13 protein-coding genes are annotated in these 13382 nt (G+C 62.3%); 6 read left to right on the top strand and 7 right to left on the bottom strand.

Features of this window, described 5'->3' with window-relative positions; translation table 11 throughout:
• Positions 1–2 precede the first annotated feature (2 nt).
• Positions 3–473 (bottom strand): tRNA (adenosine(37)-N6)-threonylcarbamoyltransferase complex ATPase subunit type 1 TsaE, encoded by a 471-nt coding sequence (gene tsaE / locus MOQ67_RS03690; protein ID WP_198717387.1) that lies wholly within the window; start codon positions 471–473, stop codon positions 3–5.
• Positions 461–1321 (bottom strand): NAD(P)H-hydrate dehydratase, encoded by an 861-nt coding sequence (locus MOQ67_RS03685; protein WP_198717388.1) that lies wholly within the window; start codon positions 1319–1321, stop codon positions 461–463. The genes tsaE and MOQ67_RS03685 overlap by 13 nt, the downstream gene beginning before the upstream one ends.
• 63 nt (positions 1322–1384) lie before the next feature.
• On the opposite strand from MOQ67_RS03685, the gene queG reads away from it, so the two are divergent.
• Positions 1385–2452: a tRNA epoxyqueuosine(34) reductase QueG gene (gene queG, locus MOQ67_RS03680; protein WP_198717389.1), complete on the top strand. Its 1068-nt coding sequence runs from the start codon at positions 1385–1387 to the stop codon at positions 2450–2452.
• Here the strand turns inward: queG and MOQ67_RS03675 are convergent.
• Together MOQ67_RS03675 and orn are read right to left on the bottom strand one after the other, a co-directional pair.
• A complete protein-coding gene (locus tag MOQ67_RS03675; protein WP_169850564.1) occupies positions 2446–3063 on the bottom strand; it encodes a trimeric intracellular cation channel family protein in 618 nt (205 codons plus the stop codon). The two genes, queG and MOQ67_RS03675, sit on opposite strands and share 7 nt — an antisense overlap.
• Positions 3064–3152: 89 nt before the next feature.
• Positions 3153–3695, bottom strand: coding sequence for an oligoribonuclease (orn, locus tag MOQ67_RS03670; RefSeq protein ID WP_017849764.1), 543 nt, complete (start codon positions 3693–3695; stop codon positions 3153–3155).
• A gap of 108 nt (positions 3696–3803) precedes the next feature.
• On the opposite strand from orn, the gene rsgA reads away from it, so the two are divergent.
• Positions 3804–4835, top strand: a complete 1032-nt coding sequence (rsgA, locus tag MOQ67_RS03665; RefSeq protein WP_017849765.1) for a small ribosomal subunit biogenesis GTPase RsgA — start codon at positions 3804–3806, stop codon at positions 4833–4835.
• A 49-nt stretch (positions 4836–4884) separates the two neighbouring features.
• Here rsgA and motB read toward each other — a convergent pair whose 3' ends face one another.
• Both motB and motA read right to left on the bottom strand, forming a co-directional pair.
• The gene (gene motB, locus MOQ67_RS03660; RefSeq protein WP_046490721.1) at positions 4885–5901 is read right to left on the bottom strand and encodes a flagellar motor protein MotB; all 1017 of its coding nucleotides are present in this window, start codon (positions 5899–5901) and stop codon (positions 4885–4887) included.
• A 3-nt stretch (positions 5902–5904) separates the two neighbouring features.
• Positions 5905–6756, bottom strand: coding sequence for a flagellar motor stator protein MotA (gene motA / locus MOQ67_RS03655; RefSeq protein WP_017849767.1), 852 nt, complete (start codon positions 6754–6756; stop codon positions 5905–5907).
• Between the two features lie 166 nt (positions 6757–6922).
• Here motA and MOQ67_RS03650 point away from each other — a divergent pair, with 166 nt between their 5' ends.
• From MOQ67_RS03650 to asd, 3 genes are read left to right on the top strand one after another with little or no spacing between them, the layout of a single operon-like run.
• Positions 6923–8458: an HDOD domain-containing protein gene (locus tag MOQ67_RS03650; protein WP_046384912.1), complete on the top strand. Its 1536-nt coding sequence runs from the start codon at positions 6923–6925 to the stop codon at positions 8456–8458.
• A 57-nt stretch (positions 8459–8515) separates the two neighbouring features.
• Positions 8516–9331, top strand: a complete 816-nt coding sequence (gene rhdA / locus MOQ67_RS03645) for a thiosulfate sulfurtransferase (protein ID WP_046490724.1) — start codon at positions 8516–8518, stop codon at positions 9329–9331.
• A 16-nt stretch (positions 9332–9347) separates the two neighbouring features.
• The gene (asd, locus tag MOQ67_RS03640; RefSeq protein WP_198717390.1) at positions 9348–10208 is read left to right on the top strand and encodes an archaetidylserine decarboxylase; all 861 of its coding nucleotides are present in this window, start codon (positions 9348–9350) and stop codon (positions 10206–10208) included.
• A gap of 131 nt (positions 10209–10339) precedes the next feature.
• On the opposite strand, the gene serB is transcribed toward asd, so the two are convergent.
• Positions 10340–11554 (bottom strand): phosphoserine phosphatase SerB, encoded by a 1215-nt coding sequence (serB, locus tag MOQ67_RS03635; RefSeq protein ID WP_017849771.1) that lies wholly within the window; start codon positions 11552–11554, stop codon positions 10340–10342.
• 134 nt (positions 11555–11688) lie between these two features.
• Here serB and MOQ67_RS03630 point away from each other — a divergent pair, with 134 nt between their 5' ends.
• Entirely contained in the window at positions 11689–13218 is a 1530-nt protein-coding gene (locus tag MOQ67_RS03630) for an AhpA/YtjB family protein (RefSeq protein WP_017849772.1), read from the top strand.
• The last annotated feature ends 164 nt before the right edge of the window (positions 13219–13382 follow it).

Raw genomic sequence — 13382 nt, 5'->3', positions numbered from 1 at the left:
AATTATTTGAATTCCAATGCCAGAGCAGCGCACCACGACTCACCGCGCGCACCCTGAGGCAACAACTTCAGCCGACGTCCGTGCTCATGCGGCGTAATGGTAATGGTCAGGTCCGGCTTTGGCAAAAAGCCTGTGCCTTTATCTGGCCACTCGATCAGGCACAGCGCGTCATCCTCGAAATAATCCCGAATCCCCATGTACTCCAGCTCTTCGGGGTCCACCAGACGATAGAGATCAAAGTGGAAGGCCCTTATCGCCCCGATCTCATAAGGCTCGACCAGCGTAAAGGTCGGACTTTTCACCGCCCCAGCATGGCCCAACCCGCGAATGATGCCCCGCGACAGCGTGGTCTTGCCCGCCCCCAGGTCGCCCTCGAGAAAGATCAGCCCCGCGCCGCCTGTCACCTGGGCAATCCGATGACCGAAGGCGACCATTGCCGCTTCATCCGCCAGGAAAAGGTTTACTTCAGGCACGGCGACTGTTCCTCGAGCAATTGACGAATGGCAGGTATCAGATCACTGGCCGCCAGGCCGCGACCAAAGGCGCCCTGCCGGGCTCCCGCCGTGGCGTGCAGCCACACGGCCAGGCAGCCGGCTTCATAAGCGGGCATGCCTTGTGCCAGTAACGCGCCCACCAGGCCGGCCAATACGTCGCCGAGCCCCGCGGTCGCCATGGCCGGATGGCCTTGGTCACATCGCGCGACGCGACCGTCCGGGCTGGCGATCAGACTGCCCGCCCCCTTGAGAATAGCCACTGCCTTGAATTTCTGGCTCAACGCGCGCGCCACCTTAAGACGATCCGCCTGAACCTCAGCTGTCGAAATACCCATCAAGCGCGCCGCTTCGCCCGGATGCGGGGTGATCACGCAGTTGGCGGGAAGACTGACGCTGCCGGTCGCCAACTGGTTCAAGGCATCGGCGTCCCAGACTTGCGGCTGCTTGGCGTTGGCGGCGACGGACAGCAGGCTCTTGCCCCAGGCGGCATGGCCCAGGCCCGGGCCAATGACGATAACCGAGATCTTTTCGAGCAAACCCATCAATTGGTTGGCCGAACTCACGCCGACGCTCATGACTTCCGGCAGGCGCGCCAGCGCGGCGGGCACATGTTCAAGGCGAGTCGCCAGGGACACCATGCCCGCCCCGCTGCGCAGCGCACTTTCGGCACTGAGCAACGCAGCGCCGCCAAAGCCTCGGTCGCCGCCGATGACCAGCAGGTGACCGAAGCGGCCTTTATGGGCGTCCGGGGAACGCGCAGCCAGTTGCGGCAAATTGCCGGGCAACAGGGGCTGAACGTCGGTTATTGCGTGTTTTGTCTGCGGCATGCGTCTTCAAGCTCCGATGTCTGGCAGAATTATACTCATCTAACCTGTGGTTTCCCGTGTCTCATGCCTGCTATTACTTCCGATCTGCCCGCGCTAGCCCAATCGATCAAAGACTGGGGCCGCGAGCTGGGCTTTCAACAAGTCGGCATCAGCGGCCTGGACCTGGCCGAGCATGAACAGCACCTGCAACGCTGGCTCGACGCGGGCTACCACGGCGAGATGGAATACATGGGCGCCCACGGCAGCAAACGCTCGCACCCCGATGAATTGGTGCCGGGCACCTTGCGCGTGGTCTCGCTGCGCATGGATTACCTGCCCGGCGACACGCACATGGCGCAACAGCTGGCCCAACCGGAAAAAGCCTACATCTCCCGTTACGCCCTGGGCCGCGACTACCACAAACTGATCCGCAAGCGCGTGCAGCAACTGGCCGAACGCATCCAGGCACAAATCGGCCCCTTCGGCTTTCGCGCCTTTGTCGACAGCGCGCCGGTGCTGGAGAAAGCCATCGCCGAGAAAGCCGGGCTGGGCTGGATCGGCAAAAACACCCTGGTCCTCAATCGCAAGGCCGGCAGCTACTTCTTCCTCAGCGAGCTGTTTGTCGACTTGCCGCTGCCGGTCGATCCGCCCCACGCCACCGAGCACTGCGGCCGCTGTACCGCCTGTCTGGATATCTGCCCGACCAACGCGTTCGTCGGGCCCTACGTGCTGGACGCGCGGCGCTGCATTTCCTATCTGACCATCGAACTCAAGAGCGCGATCCCCGAAGACTTGCGCCCGCTGATCGGCAACCGGGTTTTCGGTTGCGATGACTGTCAGATCGTTTGTCCATGGAATCGTTTCGCCCGCACCACCGCCGAAAGCGATTTCAAGCCACGACACAACCTGGATAACGCACAACTGGCCGAACTGTTCATGTGGGACGAGGAAAAATTCCTCAGCAGCACCGAAGGCTCGCCCCTACGCCGCGCAGGTTACGAGCGCTGGCTGCGCAACCTGGCGGTAGGCCTGGGCAATGCGCCATCGAGCATTCCGGTGCTGGAAGCCTTGAAGGCGCGCCGGGACTATCCGTCGGAGCTGGTGCGCGAACATGTGGAATGGGCGCTGAAGCAGCACGCCGAGCGTCAGTGAACGTCGTCGTTGTAGATGAACTTGGGCATTTCCCAGTGAAAACGGATCGCCAGCAGGCGCAGGAGAAAGCCGCTGAACAGGGTGAGCATAATCGCCTGCTCGCCCGGCAATTGCAGGTAAAGGCACAGCAAGTAGAACCAAGCGGCGAGGAATGACACGCTGGCGTACAGCTCACGGCGAAAGATCAGCGGGATGTCGTTGCAGAAAATATCCCGCAGGATCCCACCGAACACCCCGGTGATCACGCCACTGACCGACGCTACCAACATACCGTGGCCCATTTCCAGGGCGGTCATGCAGCCGATCAGGGTAAAGGCGACCAACCCCACGGCATCCAGCGCCAGAAACAGCGAGCGCAGGCGGCGCATCAGCGGCGCAATAAAGATCGTCACCAGCGCGGCAACGGAGGTCAGCACCAGGTATTCCGGGTGCTTGACCCAGGTCAGCGGGTAATGCCCGAGCAGCACATCGCGCACCGAACCGCCACCCAACGCCGTCACGCAGGCGATCAGCACCACGCCAAACCAATCCATGCCGCGCCGACCGGCAGACAAGGCGCCAGTCATAGCTTCGGCGGTGATGGCGACGAGGTAGAGCATCAGCAGCATGATGGCGATCCTTACAAAGAGGCGCGCAGTCTAATCATTTGCTGACGGCACCAAAAGAGGGCGCTTGGCGAAAGACCGAGGCGCCCCCAGCATCAAGCCTTGATGAAGTGCTTGCGGTAGTGCTGCAACTCGGCGATCGACTCACGAATGTCATCCAGCGCCAAATGAGTGCTGCCTTTATGGAAGCTGTCTTTGACTTCCGGCGCCCAGCGCGCGGCCAGCTCCTTGAGCGTGGACACATCCAGGTTGCGGTAGTGGAAGTAGCTTTCCAGCGCCTTCATGTGGTTATAAAGAAAGCGGCGGTCCTGGCAGATGCTGTTACCGCAGATCGGCGACTTGCCCTTGGGCACCCACTTTTCCAGGAAGGCGATGGTTTCGGCTTCGGCTTCGGCCATGCTGACACGGCTGTCGCGCACGCGCTGGGTCAGGCCGGAGTTGCCGTGGGTGCGGGTGTTCCACTCGTCCATGGTGGCGAGGACGGCGTCGCTGTGGTGGATGGCGATCACCGGACCTTCGGCCAAGGTGTTGAGGTTGCTGTCGGTGACAATGGTCGCCATCTCGATGATGACGTCGGTGTCGGGGTTCAGACCGGTCATTTCCAGATCGATCCAAATCAGATTCTGTGGGTTTTGCATGGCTTGATTCTCTTGGCACCTTGGCGTAGCTGCGCAGTTTAGCAGGCGGGGCCGTGCTAGACTCGCGACCGTTTCACCCAACCTTTGCATTATCGACACGGAACACCAATGGCCAAACGCCAGCTCAACCGTCGCCAAAACTGGCGCATCGAAAAGATTCAGGGCGAACGCGCCGCACGCGCCGCCAAACGTGAATCCTCCGCCGTGGAAGCGCTCGAGGGCGGCGACCTGGGCCCCGAACAAACGGGCCTGGTGATCGCGCACTTTGGTGTGCAGGTCGAGGTCGAGGCGCTCGAAGGCGAACTCGCCGGCCAGGTCTTCCGCTGCCACCTGCGCGCCAACCTGCCGGCGCTGGTGACCGGCGACCGAGTGGTGTGGCGTGCCGGCAACCAAGGCATCGGCGTGATCGTCGCGCAACTGCCCCGCACCACCGAACTGCGCCGTCCCGACAGCCGCGGCCAGTTGAAGCCGGTGGCGGCCAACGTCGACATGATCGTCATCGTCTTCGCACCGCTGCCCGAGCCCCATGCCAACCTGATCGACCGTTACCTGGTCGCCGCCGAGCATGCCGGCATTCGCCCGCTGTTGTTGCTGAACAAGTTCGACCTGATCGACGAACAGAACGCCCCGGCGCTCAACGCGTTGCTCGCGGTCTACCGCACCCTGGGTTACCCGGTGCTGGAAGTGTCGGCTCATCACGGCAATGGCATGGAACAGCTGCAACACCAGTTGGACGGGCGCATCAGCGTGTTCGTCGGCCAGTCTGGCGTGGGCAAGTCCTCGTTGGTCAACAGCCTGCTGCCGGAAGTCGACACCCGTGTCGGCCCGCTGTCGGAGCTGTCCGGCCAGGGCACCCACACCACCACCACCGCGCGGTTGTTCCACTTCCCCGGCGGCGGTGAGCTGATCGACTCCCCGGGCATTCGTGAATTCGGCCTCGGCCATGTCAGCCGCAGCGACGTGGAAGCCGGTTTCATCGAGTTCAACGACCTGATCGGCACCTGCCGCTTCCGCGACTGCAAACACGACCGCGAACCCGGTTGTGCCCTGCTCAAGGCGTTGGAAGATGGCCGCGTGCAGCAGCAACGGATGAACAGCTATCGGTCGATTATTGCGAGTTTGCCCGAGAGCAGTTACTAAACAGCACATACGACAAGGCCGCGTTTATCGCGGCCTTGTCGTATACAGCTTACGATCCCGTACCCGGCACCGTAGGGTCTTTCATCCCGCCGCCCTCGAACAGGTTCAGCTTCTGCCGCAGCTCATGCGCCGGCAACGGTTCCTGCCCCGGCGGGATCGCGTTCGGGTCGGCCGGTGCTGCGCCCTGCGTGCCCGTATCTGGGGGCGGTGGCGGTGGCGGCTGATCACCTTCAATCGCGCGCTGGGCCTTTTTGGTCAGCACAACGATATCGATCCGACGGTTGATCGGGTTGAATGGGTCCTTCGAATCAAACAGCTGCGACGAAGCGAAACCCACCACCCGCGCCACCTGCGAGTCCGGGTAGCTGCCGGCCACCAGCGCACGTCGGGCGGCGTTGGCGCGGTTGGCCGAAAGCTCCCAGTTGCCGAAGTCGCCCTGCCCCGAATACGGCTTGGCATCGGTGTGACCGCTGATGCTGATTTTGTTCGGCACCGCCTTGATGGTGTCGGCCATGGCCAGCAGGATGTCTTCAAAGTACGGCTTCAACCGCGCACTGCCAGAGTCGAACATCGGCCGGTTGGCGGCGTCGGTGATCTGGATGCGCAAGCCATCCGGCGTGATCTCGAAGGAAATCTGATCCTTGAATTTCAGCAACTGCGGGTTTTCTTCGACCTTGGTCTGCAATTCCTTCAGCAACAATTCGAGGCGTTCCTGCTCGACCTGTTCGGCCAGGCTCTCGACGGTGTCGCGCTCGATCGGAATTTTTTCCTGCGGCGCCTCGGTCTTGACCTCAGGGTTGATGGTGCGCTCCGGCGCCAACTGCGGCGAACCGCCCAGGTCGATCACGAAGGGTGTGCCGCTTTCCGAGAAGCCAATCGGGTCCTTGAAGTAACCGGCGATGGCGATCTTCTGCTCGGGGGTCGCGGTGGACATCAGCCACAGCACCAGGAAGAACGCCATCATCGCCGTTGCAAAGTCGGCGAAGGCGATTTTCCAGGCGCCACCATGGTGCCCCGCAGCGAAGCGCTTGACGCGCTTGATGATTATCGGCTGGTTGTTTTCCATGGCTTAGCGACCGCGAACCGCTTGTTCCAACTCGGCAAAGCTCGGGCGATGTTTCGGGTACAGCACCTTGCGACCGAATTCCACCGCCAGCGAAGGCGGCATGCCGGAGGCCGAAGCCACCAGGCTGGCCTTGATCGCTTCATACAGATTGACTTCTTCCTTGGCATCGTGGGCCAGGGAGGTGGCGAGCGGACCGAAGAAACCGTAGGCCGCGAGAATACCGAAGAACGTACCCACCAGCGCCGCACCTACGTGCATGCCGATGGCCGCCTGGTCGCCCTCGCCGAGGGAGGCCATGGTCACCACGATACCGAGTACCGCCGCAACGATACCGAAGCCGGGCATGCCGTCGGCAATACCGGTGACGGCGTGGGACGGGTGCTCCAGCTCTTCCTTGAGGCTGAACAGTTCCATGTCGAACAGGCCTTCCAGCTCGTGGGGGGCCATGTTGCCGGAGGACATGATGCGCAGGTAATCGCAGATGTAGGCGGTCATGCGCTCGTCTTTGAGCACTGCCGGGTACTTGGCGAAAATCGGGCTCGCTGCAGCGTCTTCGATGTCCGCTTCGATGGCCATCATGCCTTCACGGCGACTCTTGTTGAGGATCTCATAAACCAGGCCCAGCACTTCCATGTAGAAGGTGTGGGAGAAGCGCGAGCTGAACATGCCCAGCGACTTCTTGATCACGTGCATGGTCATGTAGCCGGGGTTGGCCTGCAAGAATGCGCCGAATGCCGCGCCGCCAATAATCATCACTTCGAAGGGCTGGATCAACGCTGCAATCTTGCCGTGAGACAGGACATAGCCACCGAGCACACTTGCAAAGACGACGATGATGCCGATTATTTTAGCCATAGGGGTTTTGTACTTGCGCCGTCGGGTTCATGGACATATTTGGGGTAACTGAAAAACTCTTGTTCTACTTATCGGCAAAACTGCGCCAGACTATAGGCCGTCAAGGCGAAAAGCCAGTTCGGCCCGTTCAGGGCGTGTTGAAGTAAGTGATGATCGCGCCCCAATCATGGCCAATGAAAAGACAGCCCCATCTGTAAGACCCATCTCTCTCGCCGCTTGGATCAAGTGCCTGGACGAAGTCCGGTTGCCCGTTCCCCAGGCCAGCCACGAGCGCGTGTGCAAAGCCATCCGCGATAGCCGCAGTTCTTTGCGAGATATTGCCGAGCTGATGCAGAACAGCCCGTCGCTGGTACTCAGCGTAATGCGCGAGGCCAACAGCCACACCCATGGCAGCATGGCGGAACCGGCAGAAAACCTTGAGGTGGCGCTTAACCGTCTCGGCCTCAAACGCGCCGAGGACCTGCTGGAACGGCTGCCGTCGGTGCCGATGAATGAAATCCCCGTCGCCTTTCGCCAACTGGTGCTGGTCAGCCGCCACGCGTCGCAGCAAGCCAGCGGCTTGTTCGCCAGCCGCCTGGCGCGGTTGTGGCAAGACATTCATTGGGGCAGCCTGCTGTTCCTGGCGCCGTTGTGGCCGATGGCGGTGGCCTATCCCAAGCTCCTGGAAGAATGGGAACTGCGGGTGATCCACAAAGGCCAATCGGCGCGTCAGGTCGAACAGGAATTGTTCGGCGTGCGCCTGCTCGACCTGTGCCTTGGCCTGACCGAAACCTGGCACCTGCCGATCTGGGTATCCCAGGGCTATCACCTGCTGCTGACCGAGCAACGCTTGCTGGTCAAGGCATTGCGCATCGCCCGGGAAGACGACCCACTGCGCCAGCAACAACTGCTGGATGCCGAACCCAGTTTGCGGCGCTGGCTGAACCAGCCGGCCAATACGGTGTTGCTGGCCAACGGCCTGGCGATGTCGGCCCAGGAATCCTGGACCTGCCCGCATACCGAGCGCTGGCAATACCTCACCGCGCTGTACCTGCAACAGCCGTTGAGCGAGGTGCAGCAACAGGTTCACCAGCAAGCGGTGATCAGCGCTCGCGCAACCCTGATGCCCGACCTCTGGCACCCGGCGCTGTCGCTGATCTGGCCGTGGAATGTACAGAAAATCCATCGCGGCCTGCTGCCCGCACCGCCGCCAACCGCCGAGGCCCTGGCCGTCTGGCGCAGCCGTTGCACCGAACTGCTGGTGGAGCCAAGCCGCTTCGCCAACGCCATGCACCTGACCACCTGCGCCAAGGAAGCCCTGGAGGCCAGCGGCATGCAGCGCGTCTTGCTGTTCATGGCCGATCGCGCCCTGAGCACCCTGCGCGTCCACCAGGCCGCCGGCCTGCCGAAGGACGCCGCGAACTTGAGCCTGGACGTGGTCAACAGCACGCTGCTGCAACGCATGCTGGAAAAATCCGCCCAGGTGCGCCTCACGCCCGACAATCACGCGCAATTTGCCGCCCTGTTGCCGCCGATCCTGCGTCGCCTGTTCAACGGTGAACACCTGCTGTTGCGCTCACTGAGCTGCAACGGCCGGGTGGTCATGCTGATGATCGCCGACCAGGGCGGCGGGCCGTTCTCGGAAACCACCGTGCAGGCCTTCGGCAAAACCGCTCAATGCATCGAGAAAGCCCTGCACAGCTTTACCAACCGCACCGGCTGATGCTTGCGCTACAATCGCCCTCTTTTATCGCCAACATTTGTGCCCAGGAGACCTCACATGCCTGACTTCTCTGGCTTGCCGCTGGTGATCGAACCCAGCGACCTGCTTGGCCGCCTTGATGCCGACCAACTGATTCTGGTGGACCTCACCAGCGCCGCCCGCTACGCCGAAGGGCATATCCCCGGCGCGCATTTCGTTGACCCCAAGCGCACCCAACTGGGCCAGCCGCCAGCCCCCGGCCTGCTGCCGAACAAGGCAGACCTGGAAAAACTGTTCGGCGAGCTGGGCCACACCCCGGACGCGACCTACGTGGTCTACGACGACGAAGGCGGTGGCTGGGCCGGACGTTTCATCTGGCTGCTCGACGTGATCGGCCACACGAAATACCACTACCTCGACGGCGGCCTGCTGGCGTGGCTGGCAGACCAGCTCCCGCTGTCCACCGAGGTGCCGGCCCCGGCTGGCGGGCCTGTCAGCCTCACGCTGCATGACGGCCCCACCGCGACCCGCGAATACCTGCAAAGCCGTCTCGGCGCCGCCGACCTGGGCATCTGGGACGCACGCGGCCCGCTGGAATATTCCGGCGAAAAGGTCCTGGCAGCCAAGGGCGGTCACATCCCCGGCGCCGTGAACTTCGAGTGGACTGCCGGCATGGACAAGGCGCGCAACCTGCGCATCCGCCGCGACATGCCGCAGATCCTCGAAAACCTCGGGCTGACCCGCGACAAAGAAATCATCACCCACTGCCAGACTCACCACCGCTCTGGCTTCACCTACCTCGTGGCCAAGGCGCTCGGTTATCCGCGAGTCAAAGGTTATGCCGGTTCCTGGGGCGAATGGGGCAACCACCCCGACACCCCCGTCGAGATTTAAGGTTTAAGGACAGTTAATGAAAAAGCAGTTGTTCATCCTCAGCCAGTACTTGCTGCCGCACCACTTGCTGTCGCGCCTGGCCGGCTGCATTGCCGAGTGCCGCGTGCGCTGGTTCAAGAACGCCTTCACCGCCTGGTTCGCCAAGCGCTATCAAGTGGACATGTCCCAGGCCCTGGTTGAAGACCTGAGCGCCTACGAACACTTCAACGCGTTCTTCACCCGCGCCCTGAAAGACGGCGCGCGCCCACTCGATCAAACCCCGGGCGCCGTGCTGAGCCCAGCCGATGGCGCAGTCAGCCAGCTCGGCCCGATCGAGCATGGTCGCGTGTTCCAGGCCAAGGGCCACAGTTTCAGCGTGCTGGAATTGCTGGGCGGCGATGCGGCCATGGCTACGCCGTTCATGGGCGGCGATTTCGCCACCATTTACCTGTCGCCGAAAGACTACCACCGGGTGCATATGCCACTGGCGGGCACCTTGCGCGAGATGGTCTACGTGCCAGGGCGGATTTTCTCGGTCAACCAGACCACCGCCGAAAACGTGCCGGAGCTGTTTGCGCGTAACGAGCGGGTTGTCTGCCTGTTCGACACCGAACGCGGCCCGATGGCCGTGGTGTTGGTGGGCGCGATGATTGTGGCGTCGATCGAAACCGTGTGGGCCGGCCTGGTCACGCCGCCCAAGCGCGAGCTGAAAACCTTCCGCTACGACGAAGCCGCGCGTGCGCCGATTCACCTGGAGAAAGGCGCAGAGATGGGTCGCTTCAAGCTGGGTTCGACCGCGATCGTGCTGTTCGGGCCGGATCAGGTGCAGTGGGCAGAAACACTGGTGGCGGGTTCGCCAGTGCAGATGGGCCAGGGCATCGCGTTACCGAAAGCCTGATCCGAAGCCTGCAAAGATCCAATGTGGGAGGGGGCTTGCCCCCGATAGTGGTGGGTCAGTCACTTATTTGTAGCTGAGCCACCGCCATCGGGGGCAAGCCCCCTCCCACATTTTTAAGCGCATTGTTTCAGTTAGAGCTGCCCGTCGCGGTCGCGAAAGCCCAGCAAATACAGCACTCCGTCCAACCCAAGGGTCGAAATCGCCTGCTTGGCCGATTGCTTGACCAGCGGCTTGGCGCGGAACGCCACGCCCAACCCGGCAATCGCCAGCATCGGCAAGTCATTCGCACCGTCGCCGACCGCAATGGTCTGTTCCAGACGCAAACCTTCCTTGTGAGCCAATTCCCGCAGCAAGTCGGCCTTGCGCTGCGCGTCGACGATCGGCTCCACGGCCACGCCGGTCACCTTGCCATCCACCACTTCCAGCTCGTTGGCGAACACATAGTCGATGCCCAGCTTGGCCTGCAATTGCTTGGCGAAGTAGCTGAAGCCGCCGGACAGGATCGCAGTCTTGTAGCCCAGGCGCTTGAGTTCGGCGAACAGGGTTTCGGCGCCTTCGGTCAGGCGCAGGGAGGCGCCGATCGAATCCAGCACGCTGACATCCAGGCCCTTGAGCAACGCCAGGCGCTCCTTGAAGCTGGCGCGGAAATCCAGCTCGCCGGCCATGGCGCGCTCGGTGATCGCGGAGACTTGCTCACCCACACCGGCAGCCTTGGCCAGTTCGTCGATGACTTCGGCTTCGATCAGCGTGGAGTCCATGTCGAACACCGCCAGGCGGCGGTTGCGGCGGAACAGCGAATCTTCCTGGAAGGCGATATCGACATTCAGCTCTTGGGCCACGCTCAGGAAGTCGGCACGCAAGGCTTGGGGATCGGCCGGTTCGCCGCGCACGGAAAACTCGATGCAACCCTTGCCCTGGTCATCTGGCGTGTCCAATGGCATGCGGCCCGACAGACGGTCGATATGGTCGATATTCAAGCCATATTGCGCGGTGATCGAGCTGACGCGCTGCAACTGCTCGGCCGTCACCTTGCGGGTCAGCAAGGTCACGATATGGCGCTTTTTGCCCTGGCCGGACACCCAATGCCGGTAATCCTCTTCGGACACCGGGGTGAAACGCACCTGCTGATCCAGCTTGTACGCGGTAAACAGGATGTCCTTGAGGACAGACGACGCCTGCTCGGTGCTGGGGATTTCCACCAGAATCCCGAAGGATAGGGTGTCGTGGATCACCGCCTGGCCGATGTCGAGAATGTTCACACCACCCTGGGCCAGAACCCCGGTAATGGCGGCGGTCAGACCTGGCCGGTCTTCCCCCGTGATGTTAATCAGGACAATTTCGCGCAAAGCGCACCCCCAGGCTGGAAAAAAACCGCATTCTACCCACTTTCAGTGACCATCGGGCACAGCCAGCGCTTTGCCGGTCTTGGGCCTGTCGCTATACTGCGCGTCAACTTCACGGACTAAAGAGCCGAGCTCAAGTGAACCGGCCCACGCCAGTAAAAACCGACAACTTCTTCCTGCTGATCTTCCGGGCACTGCGCCACCGCCGTGTACCGATCGCATTACGCATCGCCAGCCATAACGTGATCCTGGTCGCCCTGGCCCTGGTGATCTACGCCTGCGTGATGGGTTTGCAGTTCAAACAGGCCATGCACGAACAAGCCGATGCCCTGGGCGAGAGCTTGACCACCCAGACCGCCACCTCGGCGACCGAGCTGCTGGTGTCCAACGACATCCTCAGCCTCAACGTGCTGCTCAACAACCTGACCAAGAACCCGCTGGTGGCCCATGCCGCCATCTACAGCGTGGACAACCGGATCATGGCCGAAGCCGGGCAACGCCCGAAAAACGGCCTGCTGGGTGAAGCCGAAGGCCTGTACCAGAGCAATATCACGTTTCAGGATGTGAAAGCCGGCCAATTGCGCATCAGCCTGGACATGCAGCAATTCCAGCAGCCGATGACCATCAGCCTGCAAAGCATGGGCATCCTCAGCGCGATCCTGCTGGCGCTGGCCCTGGCCTTGAGCCTGCGTCTGGGGCGGCATATCTCCACACCGTTGATGCAACTGCGCATCTGGCTGCGGGATATCGACGAGCACACCCCGGCCACCGATCGTCAGGACGAGATCGGCGACCTTGCGCGCCAGCTTCACGCCAGCTTCGCCCCGGAACCGGTGGTACACGAGGTTGAACCCGAGCCCGAGTTCGACGACAGCGATTACGACGAACCTGCCTTTGAAGTGCGCAACCTGCGCGACCCGGGCTTTGACGAAAGCGCGCCGGTCGCGGGCCTGAAGCCTGCGCCACGCCATGTAATCAAGGCCGAAGAAGACGAGCTGGACGACGAAGACCCGTTCGCCGACCTGCGCGACACCTCGGCCAGCAGCCCGGCTGTCGCGCCGAAGCCCGTGCCGGCAAAGAACGCCGAACCCCAACACAGTGCGGTCCTGGCCGTGCAACTGGGCGCCCAGGACCAACTGCGCCGCCTGCCCCGCGCCCGCCTGACGGAATTGCTGGAACGCTACCGCGACTGCCTCGACCAGGCCGCCTCGCTCTACCAGAGCGAGCTGCACACCCTGAACGATGGCAGCACACTGATGCTGTTCCACAGCGAAGACAGCGGCGAAGACTACCTGACCAACGCCATCTGCTGCGGCGAACTGCTGCGCGCCCTGGGCCATGAGCTGCAGATCGAAGTGGCCGACAGCGGCATCACGCTGCAACTGCAACTGGGCCTGACCGTTGGCGACGACCTGTTCGGCATGACCCAGATCGACCTGCTGCTGACCGAAATCGCCCAGGACGCCCTGGCCTTGTCCCAACACAGCCGCAACCTGCTGCTGGTGGAGCGCAAGATCAGCGAAGACACGCTGATCCGCCAACGCGCGCGCATCCGTCCGATTGCCAGCCCCGAGGGCGCCAGTTGCGTAGAGCGCTTGATGGAGCCGTATCCGTCGATGCTGGAGCGGCAATTGGCGCGAATGCACGAGTCCCGCGTCAAGCCCTAGGGACACCATTGAACCAATGTGGGAGGGGGCTTGCCCCCGATAGCGATGTGTCAGTTGCCGCCGTTTTGACTGACACGCCGTCATCGGGGGCAAGCCCCCTCCCACATTTGGACGCCACAAGCCTCAAGTAAAACGCGCACAAACAAAAAGGCCCGCTGAATAAG

Source organism: Pseudomonas sp. LY-1 (assembly GCF_053502595.1).
This window is presented reverse-complemented; position numbering and strand designations above follow the sequence as displayed.